Raw genomic sequence first — 21701 nt, 5'->3', positions numbered from 1 at the left:
GACGGGTCCTATCGGTTCACTCGGGGCAGGCCGAGCGCGACCATGCCGATGATGTCGCGCTGAATCTCGTTGGTACCGCCGCCGAACGTCAGGATCAGGCAGCTGCGGTGCATCCGCTCGATGCGCCCGCGCAGCAGCGCTCCGGGCGCGTCCGGGCGCAGCGTGGCCGCGGTGCCGAGCACCTCCATCAACAGCCGGTAGGCCTCGGTGGCCAGCTCGGTGCCGAAGACCTTGGCCGCCGACGCGTCGGCAGGCGACGGCGCGGCGTTGTCGGCGGACGCCAGTTCCCAGTTGATCAGCTTGAGCACCTCGGCCTTGGCGTGCACGCGGGCCAGGTTCAGCTGCACCCACTCCGAGTCGATGAGCCGGTTACCGTGCACGTCCTTGGTGTTCTGCGCCCACTCGCGAACCCCGTTGAGCGCGACGAAGATCGGCTGCGCGGAGACCAGCGCGACGCGTTCGTGGTTGAGCTGGTTGGTCACCAGTTTCCAGCCGGCGTTCTCCTCGCCGACCAGGTTGGTCACCGGCACCCGCACGTCCTGGTAGTACGTGGCGCTGGTGTCGACGCCGGACATGGTGTGCACCGGCGTCCAGGAGAAGCCTTCGGCGGTGGTCGGCACGATCAGCATCGAGATGCCGCGGTGCTTTTTGGCCTCGGGGTTGGTGCGCACCGCCAGCCACACGTAGTCGGCGTAGGCGATCAGGCTGGTCCACATCTTCTGGCCGTTGATGACGTAGTCGTCACCGTCGCGGACCGCGGTGGTCCGCAGCGACGCCAGATCGGTGCCCGCACCGGGTTCGGAGTAGCCGATCGAGAAGTGCAGGTCCCCGGCGGCGATCTTGGGCAGGAAGAACTTCTTCTGTTCGTCGGTGCCGAAGTGCATGATCGTCGGCGCGACGCTGTTGATCGTCAGGAACGGCACCGGGACGTTGGCGATCGCGGCCTCGTCGTTGAAGATCAGCCCGTCCATCGGCGGGCGTTCCTGACCGCCGAACTCCTTGGGCCACGACAGGGTCAGCCAGCCGTCCTTGCCCATCTGCGCGACGGTCTCGCGGTAGACGTTGCCGCGCCCCATCTCTCCGTCGTTGGACGCGAGCGCCTCGGCCCGCTCCGGCGTCATCAGCTTGGCGAAATAGGAGCGCAGCTCGCGGCGAAGCTCCTCCTGCTCTGGGGTGTAGCCGATCCGCATCGCCTTGTCCTAACTTCTGTAGAGGCACGATCTGGCCCCCCGACCGTCCAGCCCGGGTTCCCTCCCGGTTGTAACACGTTCTAGTCTTGGGGTCCAGGCCGGTGTCACACTGATGCGCGAGACAGCGCTGACCGCGAGGAGGGTGTCATGCGAGTGGAAGTGGACCGCGACCGTTGCGAAGGCAACGCCGTGTGCGTGGGAATCGCGCCCGACCTGTTCGATCTCGATGACGACGACTACGCCGTGCTCAAGGCCGACCCGGTGCCCGCCGACCAGGAGGACCTGGCCGAGCAGTCCATCGCGGAATGCCCGCGGGCCGCGCTGATCCGCAGAGACTAGAGGTATTCATAAATGAGCTCCGATGTGAACGATCTGTCCGGCCGCGTCGCGGTGGTGACCGGCGCGGCCGCCGGGCTGGGCCGCGCCGAGGCCATCGGGCTGGCGCGCGCCGGCGCCGTCGTCGTGGTCAACGACATCGCCGCCGCGCTCGACAAATCCGACGTCCTCGACGAGATCGCGGCCGCCGGGTCCAAGGGCGTCGCGGTGGCCGGTGACATCAGCGAACGCTCGACCGCCGACGAACTGGTCGATACCGCCGACGGACTCGGCGGGCTGGCGATCGTCGTCAACAACGCGGGCATCACCCGCGACCGGATGCTGTTCAACATGTCCGACGAGGACTGGGACGCCGTGATCGCGGTGCATTTGCGCGGGCACTTCCTGTTGACCCGCAACGCGGCCACCTACTGGCGCGCGAAGGCGAAGGAAAACGACGGGCAGGTCTACGGCCGCGTGATCAACACGTCCTCGGAAGCGGGTCTGGTCGGGCCGGTCGGGCAGGCCAACTACGGCGCCGCCAAGGCCGGGATCACCGCGCTGACGCTGACGATGGCGCGGGCGCTGGAGCGCTACGGGGTGCGGGCCAACGCGATCGCCCCGCGGGCGCGCACCGCGATGACCGCCGAGGTGTTCGGCGATGCGCCCGACCTCGCGGAGGGCCAGATCGATCCGCTCTCCCCGGAGCACGTGGTCAACCTGGTGCGCTTCCTGGCCTCACCGGCGGCCGAAGGGGTTAACGGACAGCTGTTCATCGTCTACGGTCCTACCGTGACGCTGGTTGCAGCGCCGACCGCCGAGGCCCAATTCCATGCCGAATCCGACGCCTGGGACCCGTCCGACCTGTCCGCAACGCTTCAGAATTACTTTGCTGACCGTGATCCGCAGAAGTGTTTCTCGGCCACCGGGCTGATGGCGTAGCAAGACCGGTGGTCTAGTTCGCCACCGCTGCGGGTGACCTAGAACACGTTCTAGAATGACCCACGTCACACCCGCTTTGACCAGCGCAAAAGTAACAGTTTTGCCTACTTTTACCGTTCTTTGACACCGCGAACTTGTTCTAGTTAGTATGATCCGGCTCACTAAGAGCAACGCTTACCGCAGGGCCGGGAAGCCCGCCGCGACAACAAATTTCATGTGTTCGCCACGATGCGAACGAGGCGAAGATCGGACCCTTCGAGAACGGAGCCAAGGTTGATCGAACAACTCGCGGCACCGGCTCGGGCCGTGGGTGGGTTCGTCGAGATGTCGTTCGACACCTTCGCCAAAATCTTCCGCCGGCCCTTCCAGTTCCGGGAGTTCCTGGATCAGACCTGGATGATCGCGCGGGTGTCGCTGGTGCCGACGCTGCTGGTCGCGATCCCGTTCACGGTGCTGGTGGCGTTCACGCTCAACATCCTGCTGCGCGAGATCGGCGCCGCCGACCTCTCGGGTGCGGGCACCGCGTTCGGCACCATCACCCAGCTGGGCCCGGTGGTGACCGTGCTCGTGGTCGCCGGTGCCGGCGCCACGGCGATCTGCGCCGACCTCGGCGCGCGCACCATCCGCGAGGAGATCGACGCGATGCGGGTGCTGGGCATCGATCCGATCCAGCGGCTGGTGGTGCCGCGCGTGCTGGCCTCGACGTTCGTGGCGCTTCTGCTCAACGGGCTGGTGTGCCTGATCGGACTGTCCGGCGGCTATGTGTTCTCGGTGTTCCTGCAGGGGGTCAACCCCGGCGCGTTCATCAACGGGCTGACCGTGCTGACCGGGCTCGGCGAGCTGGTGATGGCCGAGATCAAGGCTTTGCTGTTCGGTGTGGTCGCCGGGCTGGTCGGCTGCTACCGCGGGTTGACCGTCAAAGGCGGACCCAAGGGCGTCGGCATCGCGGTCAACGAGACCGTCGTCTACGCGTTCATCTGCCTGTTCGTGATCAACGTGATCATGACGGCCGTCGGGGTGCGGGTGCTGGAGCGATGAGCTACGACGTCACCGTGCGGCTGCGCCGGTTCTTCAGCGGTGTCCCCAGAGCCGTCGACACCTTCGGCGAGCAGGCGCTGTTCTACGGCGAGACCATGCGCTACCTGCCCAACGCGATCACCCGCTACCGCAAGGAGACGGTGCGCAACATCGCCGAGATGACGATGGGCACCGGCGCGCTGGTGATGATCGGCGGCACCGTCGGCGTCGCGGCGTTTCTCACCCTGGCCTCCGGCGGCGTCATCGCCGTGCAGGGCTACAGCTCACTGGGCAACATCGGCATCGAGGCGCTGACCGGATTCCTGTCGGCGTTCCTCAACGTGCGCATCGTCGCGCCGGTGATTGCCGGTATCGCGTTGGCGGCCACCATCGGCGCGGGCACCACGGCACAGTTGGGTGCGATGCGCGTGGCCGAGGAGATCGACGCGGTCGAGGCGATGGCCGTGCACTCGGTGTCGTATCTGGTCTCCACCCGGCTGATGGCCGGGATGGTCGCGATCATCCCGCTGTACTCGCTGTCGGTGCTGGCCGCGTTCTTCGCCGCCCGGTTCACGACGGTGTTCATCAACAAACAGTCCTCCGGGCTGTACGACCACTACTTCAACACGTTCCTGGTGCCCACCGACCTGCTGTGGTCGTTCCTGCAGGCGATCGTGATGGCGGTCGCGGTGATGCTGGTGCACACCTACTACGGCTACAACGCATCCGGTGGCCCGGTCGGCGTCGGCATCGCGGTCGGCCAGGCCGTGCGCACCTCGCTGATCGTCGTCGTCACCATCACCCTGTTCATCTCACTCGCCGTCTACGGCGCGTCCGGCAACTTCAACCTCTCCGGGTAGGTGGGGGGCGATGTCCGACAGTGAAGCCAAGCGCAGCCACGTGCGGATCGCTGCGGCGGTCCTGGCCGCCGTGCTGGTGGCCGCCACCGTGTTCACCTACCTGTCCTACACCGCCGCGTTCACACCGGTCGACACCGTCAGCGTGACGTCGCCGCGCGCGGGCCTGGTGATGGACCGCGACGCGAAGGTCAAGTACCGCGGCGTGCAGGTCGGCGAGGTGACGGCCATCGAGTACGCGGGCAACGAGGCCAAGCTCACGCTGGCGATCAACCGCGGCGACATGCGTTACATCCCCTCGAACGCCGGTGTGCGCATCGGCAGCACAACGGTTTTCGGCGCCAAGGCCGTCGAGTTCATCCCGCCCCCCGAACCGGCCGGGCAGCTCAAACCGGGTGCGACGGTGGCCGCCAAGGACGTCCAGCTCGAGGTCAACACGCTGTTCCAGACGCTGTCCGACGTGCTTGACAAGGTCGACCCGATCAACCTCAACGCGACGCTCAGCGCGCTCGGCGAAGGCTTGCGCGGCAACGGCGACGATCTCGGCGCCATGCTCACCGGACTGGACACCTATCTGGCGCAACTCAACCCGAAACTGCCGACGCTGCAGCAGGATCTGCAGAAGACCGCCGTGGTGGCCAACATCTACGGCGACGCGGGACCCGATCTGGGCCGGATCCTCGACAACGCGCCCGCGATCGCCGACACCGTCGTCGACGAGAAGGACAACCTCAACGCGACGCTGCTGGCCGCCACCGGGCTGGGCAACAACGGCACCGCCACCCTGGAGCCGGGGGCCGACGACTACATCGCCGCGATCCAGCGGCTGCGCGCGCCGCTGTCGGTGGCCGGTGAATACTCCCCGGTGTTCGGCTGCATGCTCAAGGGCACCGCGCTGGCGGTCGACCGGTTCGCCCCCGTCATCGGCGGCATCCGGCCCGGCCTGTTCGTCGCCTCCAACTTCCTTCCCGGCTCGCCCGGCTACACGTACCCGGAGAGCCTGCCGATCGTGAACGCCTCCGGCGGCCCGAACTGCCGTGGCCTGCCGGACGTTCCGAGCAAGCAGTTCGGCGGGTCCTGGTACCGCACACCGTTCCTGGTCACCGACAACGCGTACGTGCCCTACCAGCCGAACACCGAGGTGCAGTTCGACGCGCCGTCCACCCTGCAGTGGCTGTTCAACGGGGCCTTCGCAGAACGGGACGATTTCTGATGAAGGGCGATCGCACGTTCCTCAACGTCAGCATCTTCACCGTGGTGATGGTGCTGGTGGCGGCGCTGCTGATCGTGGTGTTCGGTGAGTTCCGGTTCACCGCGGAGAAGGGTTACCACGCGACGTTCTCCGACGCCTCGCGGCTCAAGGCCGGCCAGGACGTGCGGATCGCCGGCGTCCCCGTCGGCACCGTCAACGACGTCAAGCTCAACCCCGACAACACCGTCGACGTCGCCTTCGACATCGACAAGCGCTACCAGCTCTACACCTCGACCCGCGCCGTGGTGCGCTACGAGAACCTGGTCGGTGACCGCTACCTCGAAATCACCTCCGGCCCAGGCGAACTGCGCAAGCTCCCGGACGGCGCCACCATCCCCCGCGAGAACACCCAGCCCGCGCTCGACCTCGACGCGCTGCTGGGCGGGCTGCGCCCGGTGCTCAAGGGCCTCGACGGGCAGAAGGTCAACGAGGTCAGCACCGCGGTCATCGAACTGCTGCAGGGCCAGGGCGGGGCGTTGTCGAACCTGCTGTCGACCACCAGCGCCTTCGCCCAGAACCTCGCGGCCCGTGACCAACTCATCGGTGACGTGATCACCCATCTCAACACCGTGCTCGGCACCGTCGACGAGAAGGGCGCGCAGTTCGACGCCAGCGTCGACCAGTTGCAGCAGCTGATCACCGGGCTGGCCGAGGGCCGCGACCCGATCGCCGGGGCCATCGGCCCGCTGGCGTCGGCCGAGACCAACCTGACCGACATGCTGGCCAAGTCGCGCAGGCCGATCCAGGGCGTGCTCGAGAACGTGCGGCCGTTCGCGCAGCGGATGGACGAGCGCAAGGCCGACGTCAACAAGGTCATCGAGCCGCTGGCCGAAAACTATCTGCGGCTCAACGCGCTCGGCGCGTACGGTTCGTTCTTCAACATCTTCTACTGCTCGACACGGTTGAAGATCAACGGCCCCGCGGGAAGCGACATCCTGATCCCGCTGGGCGGTCCGCCCGATCCGTCGAAGGGGAGGTGTGCACCGAATGCCCAGTAGGCCCGATGATTCGAACCCGTTGCGCACCGGCATCTTCGGCATCTTCCTGATCGCCTGCCTGGTACTGGTGTCGTTCGGCTACTCCAGCCTGCCGTTCTTCCCGCAGGGCAAACCGTACGAGGCGTACTTCACCGACGCCGGCGGCATCTCGCCCGGCAACGACGTGAACGTGTCGGGCATCAACGTCGGCAAGGTCACCGGCGTGGAACTGGCCGGCGACTCCGCCAAGGTGCTGTTCACCGTAGACCGCGACATCAAGGTCGGCGACCAGACGCTGGTCGCGATCAAGACCGACACGGTGCTCGGCGAGAAATCGCTGGCGGTGACCCCGCGGGGCACCGGCGAGTCGACGGTGATCCCGTTGGGCCGCACCACAACCCCGTACACCCTGGCCACCGCGCTGCAGGACCTCGGGCAGAACGCCAGCGAGCTGGACAAGCCGCGTTTCGAGCAGGCGTTGGCCACGCTGACCGACTCGCTGCGCGACGCCACCCCGCAGTTGCGCGGCGCGCTCGACGGGGTGGCGAACCTGTCGCGCAGCCTCAACAAGCGCGACGAGGCGCTCGAACAACTGCTCGGCCACGCCAAGCGGGTGTCCGACACGCTGGCCCAGCGCGCCGGGCAGGTCAACAAGCTCATCGTCGACGGCAACCTGCTGTTCGCCGCGCTCGACGAGCGCCGCCAGGCGCTGAGCAACCTGATCGCCGGTATCGACGATGTGTCCCAACAGCTTTCGGGCTTCGTCGCCGACAACCGTCGCGAGTTCAGGCCCGCGCTGGAGAAGCTGAACCTGGTGCTCGACAACCTGCTCGAACGCCGCGAACACATCAGCGAGGCGCTCAAACGACTTCCGCCGTACGCCACCGCGCTCGGCGAGGTGGTGGGTTCGGGTCCGGGCTTCCAGATCAACCTCTACGGCCTGCCGCCCGCCCCGATCGCCGAGGTGCTGCTCGACTTCTACTTCCAGCCCGGCAAGCTGCCGGACAGCCTGGCCGACATGCTGCGCGGATACATCTCCGAGCGCCTGATCATTAGGCCGAAGTCACCATGACGCAAACGAATCCGATGTCGCGCTGGCTGCGTCCCACGCTGGCGGTGCTGCTGGTGGTCACGCTGGCCGTCGGCGCGTACCTGGTGTGGCCCAGCCGCGTCGGCCACAAGATCACCGCCTACTTCACCTCGGCGGTGGGCCTGTACCCGGGCGACGAGGTGCGCATCGTCGGGGTGCCGGTCGGCTCCATCGACTCGATCGAACCGCGCGCCGGCGACGTCAAGGTCACCATGACGCTCGACCACGGCGTGCAGGTGCCCGCCGACGCCAAGGCGCTCGTCATCGCGCCGAACCTGGTGGCGGCGCGCTTCGTTCAGCTCACCCCCGCCTACACCGAGGGCGCGGCGATGGCCGACGGCGCCGAGATCGGCCTGGACCGCACCGCGGTGCCGGTCGAGTGGGACGAGGTCAAAGAGCAGCTGACCGCGCTGAGCGCGCAGCTGGGTCCGAAACCCGGCTCGGTGCAGGGACCGTTGACCGCGTTCGTCAACCAGGCCGCCGACACCTTCGACGGCAACGGCGACACGTTCCGCCAGGCGCTGCGCGAGCTCTCCCAGACCGCGGGCCGGCTCGGCGATTCACGTACCGACCTGTTCGGCACCATCCGCAACCTGCAGGTGCTCGTCGACGCGCTGTCGAACAGCAACGAGCAGATCGTGCAGTTCTCCGACCACGTCGCGTCGGTGTCGCAGGTGCTCGCCGACAGCGCGGCCGGCCTCGACGGCACGCTGGGCACGCTGAACCAGGCGCTGGCCGACGTGCGGGGCTTCCTCGACGAGAGCAACGGCGCGCTCATCGAACAGGTCACCAAGCTGACCGACTTCACCAGCATCCTGACCGAGCGCAGCGAAGACATCGAGCAGATCCTGCACATCACGCCCAACGGTCTGTCGAACTTCTACAACATCTACAACCCCGCGCAGGGCACGGTCGGCGGCCTGCTGACGCTGCCGAACTTCGCCAACCCGGTGCAGTTCATCTGCGGCGGCGCGTTCGAGGCCGCCCCGACCCCGGCGAACTACAACCGCACCGAGATCTGCCGCCAGCGGATGGGCCCGGTGTTCAAGCGGATCGCGATGAACTTCCCGCCGCTGCTGTTCCACCCGATCAACAGCATCACCGCCTACAAGGGGCAGATCATCTACGACACCCCCGAGACGGAGGCCAAGGCCAAGACGCCGGTGCCGTACCTGCAGTGGCAGCCCGCGCCGGGCGCCAACCCGCCGCCGGTGTCCGCGGACATGGATCTCAGCTCGCTGCTCGTGCCGCCCGCCCCCGAGGGCAGTCCGGCCGCGACCTCGCACGCCGGCGGGCCGCTCGCCGGGGCGCCCGATGTGCCGGTGGCCGAGGACCCGTTCGTCGCGCCGGCCGCGCCCGCCGAACCCGGTGCCGATGTCGCGCCCGTGCCGATGCCCGCCCCGCTGCCCGGGGGAGGTGCCCCGTGATCCGCAAGATGGTGGCGATCCCGTCGCTGGCGGTGCTGCTGACCGGCTGCTCGTTCGGCGGACTGAACTCGCTGAACATGCCCGGTACCGCCGGACACGGCGCCGGCTCGTACAAGATCACCATCGAATTGCCCGATGTGGCGACGCTGCCGCAGAACTCGCCGGTCATGGTCGACGACGTCACGGTCGGCAGTGTGTCCGGCATCGAGGCCGTGCAACGCTCCGACGGGTCGTTCTACGCCGCGGTGCAGTTGTCGCTGGACGGCAACGTGACGCTGCCGGAGAACGCCACCGCGAAGGTCGCGCAGACCTCGCTGCTGGGTTCGCAGCACGTCGAGTTGGCGCCACCCGCCGACGGCCCGAGCGTCGGCAAGCTCGAGGACGGCGCCCACATCCCGCTGGACTCCGAACGCACCGGCCGCTACCCGACCACCGAGGAAGTGCTCTCCGCACTCGGCGTCGTCGTCAACAAAGGCAATCTCGGTGCGCTGCAAGACATCACAGAAGAGGTGTACAACGCGGTCGCCGGCCGCGAGGACACGTTCGCCAACCTGATCCCGCGGCTCGCCGAGCTGACCAGCTCACTGGACCGCCAGACCGCCGACATCATCGCCGCGATGGAGGGACTGGACCGGTTCGCCGGAATCCTGGCCGCCAGCAAGGACAACCTGGGCCGCACGCTGGACCGGCTGCCCGAGGCGGTCAAGGTGCTCAACGACAACCGCGCCAACATCGTCGACGCGTTCACCGCGCTGCGCAGTTTCGCGACGGTGGCCGCGCGCGTGCTCGAACAGACCAAGGACGACTTCGCCGCGGACTTCAAGGACCTGTACCCGGTGGTCAAGGCGTTCAACGACCACGCCGACGACTTCATCAAGGACCTGGAGTTTTTGCCCACCTTCCCGTTCCACTACAAATACCTGCGCAACGCGGTGCGCGGCGACTACCTGAACGTGTACACCACGTTCGACCTGACGCTGCGCCGCACCGGTGAGTCGGTGTTCACCACGTCGTGGGGCCTGGACCCGAACATGAAGCGGATGCACGAGCTGATCACCCCGCCGGACTTCATGACGGGATCGTTGGCGAACCTGTCCGGGCAGGCGGCCGATCCGTTCGAGATCCCGCCGGGCACGGCCACCCAGCACGGGGAGGGTCCGTAGATGCTGTCCCGGCTGACCCGAATCCAGCTGTCGATCTTCGCGATCGTCACGGTGCTCACCGTGGGTGCGATCTCGATCTTCTACCTGCAGCTGCCCGCGGCCGCGGGTATCGGTACCTACAAGGTGAGCGCGAACTTCGTCGCCGCCGGCGGCCTCTACGAGAACGCGAACGTCACCTACCGCGGCGTGACGATCGGCCGTGTCCAGTCGGTCGGGCTGACCGACGACAGCGTCGTGGCCCACATGCGGCTCAACAGCGGCACGCCGGTGCCCGAGAACGTGACCGCGACGGTCAAGAGCGTTTCGGCGGTCGGCGAGCAGTACGTCGACCTGGTGCCGCCGGAGAACCCGGCGCAGTCGAAGCTGCGCGACGGGGCCATCATCGGGGTGGACCGGACCGCGATCGGCCAGGACATCGCCGGGTTGCTGCAGGAGGCCGAGGATCTGGTCACCAGTGTCGGTGACAGCCGGATCCAGGACCTGCTGCGCGAAACCTTCAAGGCGTTCAACGGATCCGGACCCGAACTGGCCCGGCTGATCCAGTCGTCGCGGCTGCTGATCGACGAGGCCAACGCCAACTACGGTCAGATCAATCAGCTGATCGACCAGGCCGGGCCGTTCCTGGACGCCCAGATCCGCAGCGGCGACGACATCCGCTCGCTGGCCGACGGTCTGGCCCGCTTCACCACCGAGCTGAACAACGCCGACCCGCAGTTGCGCTCCACGCTGCAGACCGTGCCCGGCACCACCGCCGAGGCCAACGAGTTGTTCGCCGGTATCCGGCCGTCGTTCCCGGTGCTGGCGGCCAACCTCGCCAACTTCGGGCGCATCGGCGTCATCTACCGCAAGTCGCTCGAGCACGCGCTGGTGGTGTTCCCGGCGCTGATGGCCGCGCTGCTGACCGTCGGCGGCGGCCTGCCCGCCGACGAGGGCGGCAAGCTCGACTTCAAGATCGACCTGCAGGACCCGCCGCCGTGTCTGACCGGTTTCGTGCCGGCCAGCGAGATGCGTTCACCGGCCGATGAGACGCTGCGCGAGCTGCCCAAGGATCTGTACTGCAAGACGCCTCAGAACGACCCGGCGGTGGTTCGCGGCGCGCGCAACTACCCGTGCCAGGAGTTCCCGGGTAAACGCGCCCCGACGATCCAGTTGTGTCGCGACCCGCGCGGATACGTGCCGATCGGCAACAACCCGTGGCGCGGTCCGCCGGTGCCGCTGGGCACGCCGATGGACCAGTACGACGACGACACCACCGAGATTGGCCGCAACATCCTGCCGCCGAACAAGTTCCCCTACATCCCGCCGCAGGTGGATCCGGACCCGGGCCCGCCGGTGGTGCAGTTGCCGCCGGGAGTGCCGCCCGGCCCGGGCCCCGCGCCGCACGCGCCGTTCCCGCTGCCGGTGCCGCCGAACGAGGTGCCGCAGCAGCTGCCGCCCGCGTGGCCGTTCTTCGCACCGCCCGACCACGTGGTGCCGCCGTACGGCCGGACACCTCCGCCGCCGCCCGCCGCGCCGGCACCGCCGGCTCCGCCGCCGCCGAGCGGTCCGCTGCCTGCCGAGGCCCCGCCGATGGCGTCAGGAGCGGGTCTGCAGATCGCGACGTACGACCAGAACGGCAAGTTCGTCGACCCCGAGGGCGGAAGTGGCGTTCTCGCCGCCGGTACTGACAAACTGGCGCCTGCAGAGAACTGGGTTGATCTGATGTTGGCTCCAAGGCAGGCGTAATGACGGAAGACACTGCTTCGACGGAGACGTCGAGGCGGACGCGTCGGCGTGCGGTCCGCCCGCCCGGCCCGGCCGGCGGCGCCACTGCCGACACCCTCAAGGTCGAGGCCCCGGCGCCGATCAAGGTGAAGCTGCCCAGACCGGCCGGTCCGCCGCCGCGCAGGCAGCCGAACCGCGGGCGGGTGGCCGCGGTGTTCCTGCCGGTCGCCGCGGCCGCGGTCGCGGTGCTGATCGGGCTGAGCGTGTGGCTGGTCGTGCAGCAACGCGAGGTCACCGCCGCCCAGGACCGCGACCAGCGCTTCGTCGACACCGCCGCGCAGATGGTGGTCAACATGTTCAGCTACGACCAGGACACCATCGACCAGAGCGTCGAGCGGTTCGTCGAGAGCACCAGCGGCCCGCTGCGCGCGATGATGACCGAAGGCAACAACACCGAGAACCTCAAGATGCTGTTCCGCGACACCAACGCCAGCGCCGAGGCGGTCATCAACGGTGCGGCGCTCGAGGAGGTCGACGAGGTCGCCAACAACGCCGCCGTGCTGGTCTCGGCCCGCGTGACGGTCACCGACCTGGACGGCAACAACCAGCCGTCGCAACCGTATCGGCTCCGGGTCATCGTTCACGAGGACGACAACGGACACATGACGGGCTACGACCTCAAATACCCCGACGGCGGGAACTGATGGCCTCATCCAGATCCGCGTGGCGGACGCGGTCGGTCGGCGCGCTGGCGGTCGTGCTGGCCGCGGCGTTCGTCGCGCTGGCCGGCCTCGGTGGTTCGCTGTACTGGAACCGCGTCGAACAACGCGGCGAGCAGCAGGCGCGCGCCGAACTCGGCCCGCTGGCCGCCCAGCAGATCCCGAAGGTCTTCGGCTACGACTACCAGACCGTCGAGCGCACCCTCAACGAGATCTACCCGATGCTCACCCCGAGCTACCGCCAGGAGTTCCGGGACCGCGCCGACCGCGACATCATCCCGCAGGCACGGGAACGCCAGCTGGTCAGCCAGGCGCACGTGGTGGGCGTGGGAGTGCTTGACGCGCAACGCACTTCAGCGTCGGTGATGGTGTATCTGAACCGCACCGTCACCGACAAGTCCAAGGAGCCGGTCTACGACGGCAGCCGCCTGCGCGTCGACTACCAGAAGGTCGACGGCGACTGGTTGATCCAGTACATCACTCCGATCTAGCGGTCGCCGGTGCGTCGTCGCGGGTGGAGGCCAGCGCGTCGAGGAACGAGCGGGCCCACCGGTCCACGTCGTGGGCCAGCACCTGCCTGCGCAGGGCCCGCATCCGCCGCCTGCCCTCTTCGGGCGCCTGGTTCAGCGCGGCCTCGATGGCGTCCTTGACCCCCTCGAGATGGTGCGGGTTGGCCAGGTAGGCCTGACGCAATTCGGCTGCCGCGCCGGTGAATTCGCTGAGCACCAGCGCGCCACCGAGATCGCTGCGGCAGGCCACGTACTCCTTGGCGACCAGGTTCATGCCGTCGCGCAGCGGGGTCACCAGCATGACGTCGGCGGCGACGAAGAACGCGATCAACTCCTCGCGCGGCACGGGGCGGTGCAGGTAGTGCACGATCGGGTGGGCGACCTCACCGTACTCGCCGTTGATGTGGCCGACCTGACGCTCGATGTCCTCGCGCATCTCGATGTAGCTCTCGACCCGCTCGCGGCTCGGGGTGGCGAGCTGGATCAGCACCGTGTCCTCGCGGCTGGCCCGGTTCTCGGCGAGCAGTTCGGAGAACGCCCGCAGCCGGACGTCGATGCCCTTGGTGTAATCCAGCCGGTCCACGCCGAGCAGGATCTTGCGCGGGTTGCCGAGCTCGGCGCGAATCTCCCTGGCGCGCTGCCGGATCGCGCGCGACCGGGCCTGCTGGTCCAGAGCTGTCGAGTCGATGGAGATCGGGAAGGCGCCGACCTTGACGGTGCGGAACCCGACGTTGACCTCACCGAACCGCGACCTGACCCCGATGGTCGCGCGTGAGGTGTTGGCGCCGATCAGCCGTCGCGCCAGGATCAGGAAGTTCTGCGCGCCGCCGGGCAGATGGAAGCCGACCAGGTCCGCGCCCAGCAGTCCCTCGATGATCTCGGTGCGCCACGGCATCTGCATGAACAGCTCGACCGGCGGGAACGGGATGTGCAGGAAGAAGCCGATCGTCAGATCCGGCCGCAACATGCGCAGCATCTTCGGCACCAGCTGCAACTGGTAGTCCTGCACCCACACGGTGGCGCCGTGGGCCGCGAACTTGGCGGTGGCCTCGGCGAAGCGCCGGTTGACCTCGACATACTTGTCCCACCATTCGCGGTGGTAGATCGGCTTGACGATGACGTCGTGGTACAGCGGCCACAGCGTGGCGTTGGAGAAGCCCTCGTAGTACTCCGCGACGTCCTCGGCCGACAGGTTGACCGGGCACAGGGTCATGTCGTCCTGCGCGATCGGCTCCTCACCGGCGTCGGGAACCCCCGGCCAACCGATCCAGGCGCCCTGCCGCCGGCGCAACAACGGCTCCAGCGCCGTCACCAGACCGCCGGGGCTTCTCTTCCACGTGGTGGTGCCGTCAGGCAACCGCTCCATGTCGATCGGCAGCCGGTTGGCCACCACCACGAAATCGGCGTTCCCGGGGTCGGCCTGGGGACCGGCCTCGGGTGCCATTACGCCTCGAGCTTCGAGGGCCCGATGCCGAGCATCGACAGGAAGACCCGGCATTCCTCGGCGTCGTTGGCATAGGCGGCGACGACCCGCCGTGCCTGGCGGGCGGTGCTGTCGGCGAGCGGTTCGACGTCGCCGAGCTCGGCGGGATCAGATTTCGCTGGCATAGGACAACTCTAGGCGAAGCCGGCGTCGTCCCTGCTCTCCAGGCCCGATCTACGGGCTGTGGCTGAACACCGGCGCGGGCGGGGCGACCATCTGCGCGGACTGGGCTTCCTCGGCCAGGCCGATGCACTGCCCCGAGTTGTGCCCGGTGCAGGGGATACCCATGACCTCGGGGATGTCGGGGTTGCCCGCCGGGGTGCTGAACACCGAACCGGCGTTGGGCACGGTGTGCGGGATGCACACGCCGGTGAACTGGTCGGGCTCTTCACCGCCGACACAGCCCTGGGCGACCGGTGCGACGTCGAACGCCGGTGCTGCGAAGACCGCGACGGCCGGGGCGCCGGCGATCGCAACCGCGAAGCCACCGGCAAGAAGCAGTCGTTGTGCAGGGAACTTCAAGGTCGCCATCGTCACGCTTTCTGTAGTTATTGACCTTCTCGTCGGCATGGATTCTATGGAAGCCGCACACTTTCTGCACAGCTTCGAGAAGTTCGCCGGTAAAGGGGGTCAGGGGCTGGAACTGATGGTGCTGCGCGGCTGCACCGGCGGCCCCATCGCCGCCTGGTCCTCGGCGAGCCCGATGCACTGGCCGGAATTGTGCCCGGTGCAGGGGATGCCGTCGATCTCGGGGATGTCCGGGTTGGCCGCGGTCGTGGTGAACATCGGCGGCGAATGCGGCACCAGGAACGGCACGCACGTCGTGCTGTAGACGTCCATCTCCTCACCGCCCTGGCAGCCCTGGGCCACCGACACCGCCGGTGGTGACGACACCTGGACGCCCACCACGGGCGCGGCCGCCGCCGCCACGAGGAAACCGCCGATGACCACGGCCCGCCGCCACGAGTTATTCAGCATGGTGGTGATTCTAAGCCGGTAAGCCTCGCAGAAGCCCGAATGTGGGCTGGGATACCGCCGAGTTACAGCCGGGCGGGGCACCGTAATGTGCACGTCGTCGAACAACGCAAGCGAGGTGGTCCGCGATGGCGAGCCCTGATCTGACAAGCACAGCCGCCGGAGGCGATGCGCCCCAACAGGTGACGTACGAGACGCTCGATGACGGGCAGATCGCCCGGATCTGGCTCAACCGTCCGGACGCGCAGAACGCGCAGTCGCGCACCCTGCTGGTGCAACTGGACGAGGCGTTCGGCCGCGCCGAGGCCGACGACCGTGTGCGAGTGGTGATCCTGGCCGCGCGGGGCAAGAACTTCTCGGCAGGTCACGACCTCGGCTCGGAGGAGGCGATGCTGGAACGCGCCCCGGGTCCGGCGCAGCATCCGACGTTCCGGTCGCACGGCGCCACCACCGAGGCCGTCGCCGAGCGCACCTATCTGCAGGAGTGGCACTTCTTCTTCGAGAACACGCGCCGCTGGCGGGATCTGCGCAAGATCACGATCGCGCAGGTGCAGGGCAACGCGATCTCGGCGGGCCTGATGCTGATCTGGGCCTGCGACCTGATCGTCGCGGCCGACAACGCGAAGTTCAGCGACGTCGTCGGGGTCCGGATGGGCATGCCCGGCGTCGAGTATTACGCCCACCCCTGGGAATTCGGTGCCCGCAAGGCCAAAGAGCTTCTGCTGACCGGGGATTCGATCGACGCCGAAGAGGCCTACCGGCTCGGCATGGTGTCGAAGATCTTCGCGCGCGACGAACTCGAGGACAAGACACTCGAGTTCGCCAGGCGTATCGCCGAGCGCCCGACGATGGCCGCGCTGCTGATCAAGGACTCGGTCAACGCCGCCGCCGACGCGATGGGTTTCACCGAGGCCCTGCGCCACGCGTTCCACATCCACGAACTCGGCCACGCCCACTGGGCCGCGCACAACGAGAACCGCTATCCGGTCGGCCTGCCGCCGAACGTGCCGGACTGGCGCACCCTGGGCCCGCCGAAGCCGGCCCGCCGCGACGAGCCGTGACGTATAACTAGAACCTGTTTCAGTCGGGCGAGAGGGGCTGCGGTGGAGTTGTCGTTGACGGGCCGGACCGTGCTGGTCACCGGCGGGGGCAGCGGGATCGGCAAAGGGGTGGCCGCCGCGGTGGTCGCCGCGGGCGGTAACGCGATGCTCGTCGGCCGCAACGCCGACCGGTTGGCCGCCGCCGCCGACGAGATCACCGCCCACGGCGGTCCCGGCGCGGTGCGCTACGAACCCGCCGACGTCACCAACGAGGACGAAGTGGCCCGTGCCGTCGACGCGACCACCGCCTGGCACGGCACCCTCTACGGCGTCGTGCACTGCGCGGGCGGCAGCGAGACGATCGGTCCGATCACCCAGATCGACTCCGAGCTGTGGCGGCGCACCGTCGACCTGAACATCAACGGCACGATGTACGTCCTCAAGCATTCGGCGCGCGAGATGGTCCGCGGCGGCGGCGGATCGTTCATCGGCATCTCCTCGATCGCCGCGAGCAACACCCACCGCTGGTTCGGGGCCTACGGCGTGTCCAAGGCCGGCATCGACCACATGATGCAGTTGGCTGCCGACGAACTCGGCGCCTCCTGGGTGCGGGTCAACTGCATCCGGCCCGGGCTGATCCGCACCGAACTCGTCGCACCCGTGCTCGAGTCGCCCGAGCTCAGCTCCGACTACGCGGCCTGCACCCCGCTGCCCCGCCCCGGCGAGGTCACCGACATCGCGAACGCGTCGCTGTTCCTGCTCAGCGACGCCTCGAGCTTCATCACCGGCCAGGTGATCAACGTCGACGGTGGGCAGTTGGTCCGGCGCGGCCCGGACTACTCCTCGATGCTCGAACCGCTGTTCGGCGCGGAGGGGCTGCGCGGCGTCGTCGCGACCTGAGGGTCGGGTGTTCGGACCCGCCAGCTTGTAACGTCGAGCCCGTGGTGACCCTGGACCGGTTGGTCAATGTGCTGGGTAGCTACGGCGTGCGCCTGCGCTTCTGCCCGATCCCGCGCTCCAAGGAGCTGGGCAGCGTGGTGATGCACGAGGTCAGCGGAACCCGCACCGTGACCGGCGACGTGCTGATGGCCATCGGCGCCCGCTCGGTCGCCGAGGCGCTGCAGTGGGCGGTGGCCGCCCGCGCGGTGGTGGTGCTGCTGCGCGACGAGGGCGCCACCGAAAGCACATTCGCGGGGATGGGCGAGGGTGTGGCCGTCATGGTCGTCGACCCGTCGGTGTCGTGGAGCGAACTGGCCGCGGTCGTCTACGGGCTGGTTCTCGAGGGGCGTGAAACCGAATCCGGCCGCGGCCCAACGGATCTGTTCGCGCTCGCCGACAGCCTCGCCGAGATGACCGGCGGCGCAGTGACCATCGAGGACCCGCTGTCGCGGGTGCTGGCGTACTCCTCGATGCAGGAGAACGCCGACGCGGCCCGCGTCGCGACGATCATGGACCGGCAGGCGCCCGAAGAGTTGCGCGAATTCTTCCGGCAGCGAGGGGTGTTCGAACACCTCGCGGACTCCGACGAACCGGTGTTCGTCGCCCCCGACGAGGAGCACGGGCTGTCCGGCCGGATGGCCGTCGCCGTGCGCTCCGGCCGCGAACTGATGGGGTCGGTGTGGGTGTCGTGCCCGAAACCGTTGCGCGGCACCGAACTCGCATCGCTGGCCGACGGAGCCCGCACCGTCGCGCTGCATCTGCTGCGGTCGCGAGCCAGCGCCGATCTGGAACGTCAGGTCGAGTCGGACATGGTGCTGCGTCTGCTCGACGGTCGCGCCGACGCGGCCGCGGCGGCCAGCCGGCTCGGGCTGCCGCTGGCGCCGATGCGGGTGATCGCGGTGCAGGCCTCCCTGGGACACGACCGCGACGCCGCCCTGCTGCTCGCGTTCGAGCGCGCCACCACCGGCTTCGGGTGGTCACGACCGGGCCGAAGCGCGTTGGCGGGCGCGACCATCTACACGCTGCTGCCCGGTGAGCAGGCCGCGGTGGCGCGCAAGTGGGTGGCCGGGCTGCGGGCCGCGCTGCCGGACCGGGTCACCGTGCTGGCCGGGATCAGCAAGCCCGCCGTCGTGACCGATCTGCCCGCGGCGCGTCAGGAGGCCGACGAGTGCCTGGCACTGCACGAGCTGGGCTCGTCGACGGTGCCGCCCGCCTACGACGAGTCGTGGGACGAGATCCTGCTGCAGCGGTTGCGCACCGCGGCCCAGTCGGGCCGCACCCCCGACCGCGGCCCGGTCGCCGAACTGCGCCGCCACGACCGCGAGCACGACACCGAGTACGCCGCGACGCTGCGGGCGTGGCTGGAAGCGCTCGGTGACCCCACGCAGGCCGGGCACCGGCTGGGCGTGCACGAGAACACCGTGCGGTACCGGCTGCGCAAGATGGCCGAGTTGACCGATCTGCCGCTCGACGACGCCCGCAAACGGCTCGCGATGATGATCGAACTGGCCGCCACCGACCCGGACTGAGCGCTTCGGCAGCACAAAGCACCAGGTCAGCGGTTTGTCGGATCCGCACAACGACCGCAGCCCGCCTTGTTCTGAGCGGGCAACCCGATTTCGCATCCGTCGACCACCATCGAAGTAACGAGCAATTCAACGATGGAGGGATGCGTAATGGTCGGCGGCGATCGGATCGACGGCGGCCCGCGGTCGGCAATCGTGATCGGCGCCGGCATCGTCGGGTTGTCGACGGCGTGGTTCCTGCAGGAACGCGGCGTCGACGTGACGGTCCTGGACCGCAACGGCGTGGCCGCCGGCGCCTCGTGGGGCAACGCCGGGTGGGTGTCGCCGACCCTGACGATCCCGCTGAACGCCCCGTCGGTGCTGCGCTACGGCTTGCGGTCGCTGAGCGATCGCAACGCGCCGCTGCACATCCCGATGACCGTCGACAGCGCGCTGTGGAAGTTCCTGGCCCAGTTCGCCGCGAACTGCCGCACCTCGGTGTGGACCAAGGCGGTCGAAGCCAACGTGCCGCTCAACGAGGAGTGCATCGAGGCCTACGACGTGCTGATCGCCAACGGCGTCGACGCGCCGGTCACCGACGCGCCGATCACCGCGATCTTCCGCACCCCGCACGACGCCGAACACATGATGCGTGAGCTGCGGGCCCTCGAGCGGGCCGGACAGAACGTGTTCGTCACCGGCCTGTCCGGTGAGGCGCTGCGCGAGCAGGTGCCGCTGGCGTCGCGCGCGATCACCGCCGGCATCAACATCAACAACCAGCGCTTCGTCGACCCCGGCCGCTTCGTGCAGGCGCTCGGGCGCGCCGTCGAAGAGCGCGGCGCCTCGATCCTGCGCCAGGACGTGCGCGGTGTCTTCAGCCCCGGCAGCGGGGTCGTCGTCGAGACCTACAGCGGCGAGTCGCTGACCGCCGACGCCGTGGTGGTCGCCACCGGCGCATGGCTGTCCCGGCTGACCGGACGGCGGCTGCGGGTGCCGGTCGCCTCCGGGCGCGGGTACTCGTTCACCGTTCCTGTGGACCGGCCCATCCCGGGCCCGATCTACCTGCCCGACGTCCGCGTGGCGTGCACCCCCTACCAGGGCGCGCTGCGGGTGGCGGGCACGATGGAGTTCCGCGACCCGCACGAACCGGTGATCTCCGAGCGCATCGGCGCGATCGTCGCCTCGGCCAGCCCGCTGCTCGACGGTGTGCGCTGGGCCGAACGCACCGACGTCTGGGTCGGGCCGCGGCCCGTCACGCCCGACGGCCGGGCGCTGATCGGCGAGATGTCGCGCAACGTCTACGTCGCCGGCGGCCACGGGATGTGGGGCCTGGCGCACGGACCCGTCACCGGTCGCCTGCTCGCCGAGCAGATCACCACCGGTAAACAACCCGAGGCGCTGCGGCCCTTCGACCCGCTGCGCCGCGCAATCGCCTGACGCGCCCGCACGACGGGCACCGCGAGTCGTCAGGGGCGGTGTACAGCCCCCGGTGCAGCCCCACCGGTGACCCCGCCCCTGACGGCATTCCCCCCTTTTTCCGAAAGGACTTTCAACCGATGCTGATGACCACCACCGAACCCGTCTGGATGACCCGGCGCGCCTACATCCACCTGCAGGCCGAACTCGCCAGCCTGCAGGCCGAGCAGCGCCGGGAGTTGCCCGACGACGTCGCCGCCGAGCGCATCCGCCGCGTCGAGAATCTGCTGGAGAACGCGATCGTCGACGAGGATCCGACCGATGACGGCGTCGCCGAACCGGGCATGGTGGTCTCGGTGCGCTACGACGACACCGGCGACACCGAGACGTTTCTGCTGGGCATCCGTGGTGCGGAGGCCGCCGATATCGAGGTGTACTCGCCGCAGTCATCGCTGGGCGCCGCGATCGCCGGTGCCCGACCAGGCGAGCGCCGCGACTACGTCACCAGGGACGGCCGCACCCTGCGGGTCACGTTGCTGGCGGCCAAACCGTACTCATTGGCCTTCGAACCGGCGCCCCGCCGGACCCTGGCTGGACTTTGATGAAAGGACCCAAAATGACCAGTGCCCAACGTATCTGGCTGTCCCCAACAGCCTACGAACGCCTGCAGCAGGAACTCACAACGTTGCGTGAACTGTGCGCCAACGAACCGGGCGGCGACAGCTCCGATGAGAACCTCACCGCGATCAAGCGGGCCCGCCAGAGCCGCATCCAGCAGATCCACGATCTGCTGATCAACGCCGTGGTGGGGGAGGATCCGCCGGACGACGGCGTCGCTGAACCGGGCATGGTGGTCTCGGTGCGCTACGACGACACCGGCGAGACCGAGACGTTCCTGCTCGGCGTGCGCGGCGCCGAGCACGGCGACATCGAGGTCTACTCGGTCCAATCTCCGTTGGGCTCAGCGATTCTCGGTGCGCGTCCGGGTGAACAACGCACCTACCGGTTGCCCAGCGGCGCCGAACTGTCGGTCACGGTGCTGGCCGCCGTCCCGTACGGCATGCACACCGCCGAAGCCAACGGCTGACGCCCGATCAGGGGTGGACCAGAGAAAGGTTCGCGAAACGGCTTTCTGTGCGCGCCCTCGGTTCGTAGACTGAGGCAGCACGACCCGTCACCAT

At 68.6% G+C, this 21701-nt stretch carries 23 protein-coding genes; 18 read left to right on the top strand and 5 right to left on the bottom strand.

What is annotated here, in order from left to right; genetic code table 11:
* Nucleotides 1–8: 8 nt before the first annotated feature.
* Nucleotides 9–1190, bottom strand: coding sequence for an acyl-CoA dehydrogenase (locus BHQ18_RS11945; RefSeq protein ID WP_069413814.1), 1182 nt, complete (start codon nucleotides 1188–1190; stop codon nucleotides 9–11).
* Nucleotides 1191–1337: 147 nt separating this feature from the next.
* Here BHQ18_RS11945 and BHQ18_RS11940 point away from each other — a divergent pair, with 147 nt between their 5' ends.
* The 12 genes from BHQ18_RS11940 to BHQ18_RS11885 all read left to right on the top strand — a co-directional run bounded on the left by BHQ18_RS11940 (nucleotide 1338) and on the right by BHQ18_RS11885 (nucleotide 13144).
* Nucleotides 1338–1529: a ferredoxin gene (locus tag BHQ18_RS11940; protein WP_069413813.1), complete on the top strand. Its 192-nt coding sequence runs from the start codon at nucleotides 1338–1340 to the stop codon at nucleotides 1527–1529.
* Between the two features lie 12 nt (nucleotides 1530–1541).
* Complete coding sequence (locus BHQ18_RS11935; protein ID WP_069413812.1) at nucleotides 1542–2447, top strand: 3-oxoacyl-ACP reductase; 906 nt, start codon at nucleotides 1542–1544, stop codon at nucleotides 2445–2447.
* 273 nt (nucleotides 2448–2720) lie between these two features.
* On the top strand, nucleotides 2721–3485 hold the full coding sequence (locus tag BHQ18_RS11930; RefSeq protein ID WP_069413811.1) for an MlaE family ABC transporter permease: 765 nt from the start codon (nucleotides 2721–2723) through the stop codon (nucleotides 3483–3485).
* A complete protein-coding gene (locus BHQ18_RS11925) occupies nucleotides 3482–4324 on the top strand; it encodes an MlaE family ABC transporter permease (RefSeq protein WP_069413810.1) in 843 nt (280 codons plus the stop codon). The genes BHQ18_RS11930 and BHQ18_RS11925 overlap by 4 nt, the downstream gene beginning before the upstream one ends.
* Before the next feature lie 10 nt (nucleotides 4325–4334).
* Complete coding sequence (locus BHQ18_RS11920) at nucleotides 4335–5534, top strand: MCE family protein (RefSeq protein WP_069413809.1); 1200 nt, start codon at nucleotides 4335–4337, stop codon at nucleotides 5532–5534.
* A complete protein-coding gene (locus tag BHQ18_RS11915; protein ID WP_069413808.1) occupies nucleotides 5534–6571 on the top strand; it encodes an MCE family protein in 1038 nt (345 codons plus the stop codon). Before BHQ18_RS11920 ends, BHQ18_RS11915 begins: the two co-directional genes overlap by 1 nt.
* A complete protein-coding gene (locus tag BHQ18_RS11910) occupies nucleotides 6561–7622 on the top strand; it encodes a virulence factor Mce family protein (protein ID WP_069413807.1) in 1062 nt (353 codons plus the stop codon). Before BHQ18_RS11915 ends, BHQ18_RS11910 begins: the two co-directional genes overlap by 11 nt.
* Nucleotides 7619–9067 carry an MCE family protein gene (locus BHQ18_RS11905; RefSeq protein WP_069413806.1) on the top strand — a complete coding sequence of 483 codons (1449 nt, stop codon included), beginning with the start codon at nucleotides 7619–7621 and terminating at the stop codon, nucleotides 9065–9067. The genes BHQ18_RS11910 and BHQ18_RS11905 overlap by 4 nt, the downstream gene beginning before the upstream one ends.
* An 8-nt stretch (nucleotides 9068–9075) precedes the next feature.
* Entirely contained in the window at nucleotides 9076–10230 is a 1155-nt protein-coding gene (locus BHQ18_RS11900) for an MCE family protein (RefSeq protein ID WP_109789272.1), read from the top strand.
* Complete coding sequence (locus BHQ18_RS11895; protein ID WP_069413804.1) at nucleotides 10231–11955, top strand: virulence factor Mce family protein; 1725 nt, start codon at nucleotides 10231–10233, stop codon at nucleotides 11953–11955.
* A complete protein-coding gene (locus tag BHQ18_RS11890; RefSeq protein WP_069413803.1) occupies nucleotides 11955–12638 on the top strand; it encodes an Rv1363c family protein in 684 nt (227 codons plus the stop codon). The genes BHQ18_RS11895 and BHQ18_RS11890 overlap by 1 nt, the downstream gene beginning before the upstream one ends.
* Entirely contained in the window at nucleotides 12638–13144 is a 507-nt protein-coding gene (locus BHQ18_RS11885) for a mammalian cell entry protein (protein WP_069413802.1), read from the top strand. The genes BHQ18_RS11890 and BHQ18_RS11885 overlap by 1 nt, the downstream gene beginning before the upstream one ends.
* Here the strand turns inward: BHQ18_RS11885 and BHQ18_RS11880 are convergent.
* From BHQ18_RS11880 to BHQ18_RS11870, 4 genes are all read right to left on the bottom strand, one after another.
* Nucleotides 13131–14606 (bottom strand): alpha,alpha-trehalose-phosphate synthase (UDP-forming), encoded by a 1476-nt coding sequence (locus tag BHQ18_RS11880; RefSeq protein ID WP_069413801.1) that lies wholly within the window; start codon nucleotides 14604–14606, stop codon nucleotides 13131–13133. The two genes, BHQ18_RS11885 and BHQ18_RS11880, sit on opposite strands and share 14 nt — an antisense overlap.
* Nucleotides 14606–14770, bottom strand: a complete 165-nt coding sequence (locus BHQ18_RS29530; protein WP_109789266.1) for a hypothetical protein — start codon at nucleotides 14768–14770, stop codon at nucleotides 14606–14608. Before BHQ18_RS29530 ends, BHQ18_RS11880 begins: the two co-directional genes overlap by 1 nt.
* A gap of 49 nt (nucleotides 14771–14819) precedes the next feature.
* Nucleotides 14820–15176: a hypothetical protein gene (locus BHQ18_RS11875; protein WP_069413800.1), complete on the bottom strand. Its 357-nt coding sequence runs from the start codon at nucleotides 15174–15176 to the stop codon at nucleotides 14820–14822.
* Between the two features lie 99 nt (nucleotides 15177–15275).
* Nucleotides 15276–15623 (bottom strand): hypothetical protein, encoded by a 348-nt coding sequence (locus BHQ18_RS11870; RefSeq protein ID WP_069413799.1) that lies wholly within the window; start codon nucleotides 15621–15623, stop codon nucleotides 15276–15278.
* 125 nt (nucleotides 15624–15748) lie between these two features.
* On the opposite strand from BHQ18_RS11870, the gene BHQ18_RS11865 reads away from it, so the two are divergent.
* The 6 genes from BHQ18_RS11865 to BHQ18_RS11840 all read left to right on the top strand — a co-directional run bounded on the left by BHQ18_RS11865 (nucleotide 15749) and on the right by BHQ18_RS11840 (nucleotide 21607).
* Nucleotides 15749–16681, top strand: coding sequence for an enoyl-CoA hydratase (locus BHQ18_RS11865; protein ID WP_069413798.1), 933 nt, complete (start codon nucleotides 15749–15751; stop codon nucleotides 16679–16681).
* 42 nt (nucleotides 16682–16723) lie between these two features.
* Nucleotides 16724–17560: an SDR family oxidoreductase gene (locus BHQ18_RS11860; protein WP_069413797.1), complete on the top strand. Its 837-nt coding sequence runs from the start codon at nucleotides 16724–16726 to the stop codon at nucleotides 17558–17560.
* A gap of 41 nt (nucleotides 17561–17601) precedes the next feature.
* Nucleotides 17602–19128, top strand: coding sequence for a PucR family transcriptional regulator (locus BHQ18_RS11855; protein WP_069413796.1), 1527 nt, complete (start codon nucleotides 17602–17604; stop codon nucleotides 19126–19128).
* A gap of 147 nt (nucleotides 19129–19275) precedes the next feature.
* Complete coding sequence (locus tag BHQ18_RS11850; protein ID WP_069413795.1) at nucleotides 19276–20541, top strand: NAD(P)/FAD-dependent oxidoreductase; 1266 nt, start codon at nucleotides 19276–19278, stop codon at nucleotides 20539–20541.
* Between the two features lie 125 nt (nucleotides 20542–20666).
* Nucleotides 20667–21122: a GreA/GreB family elongation factor gene (locus BHQ18_RS11845; RefSeq protein ID WP_069413908.1), complete on the top strand. Its 456-nt coding sequence runs from the start codon at nucleotides 20667–20669 to the stop codon at nucleotides 21120–21122.
* A 14-nt stretch (nucleotides 21123–21136) separates the two neighbouring features.
* A complete protein-coding gene (locus BHQ18_RS11840; RefSeq protein ID WP_069413907.1) occupies nucleotides 21137–21607 on the top strand; it encodes a GreA/GreB family elongation factor in 471 nt (156 codons plus the stop codon).
* Nucleotides 21608–21701 lie beyond the last annotated feature (94 nt).

This window comes from Mycolicibacterium flavescens, from assembly GCF_001722335.1.
Taxonomy (GTDB): Bacteria; Actinomycetota; Actinomycetes; order Mycobacteriales; family Mycobacteriaceae; genus Mycobacterium; species Mycobacterium flavescens.
This window is presented reverse-complemented; position numbering and strand designations above follow the sequence as displayed.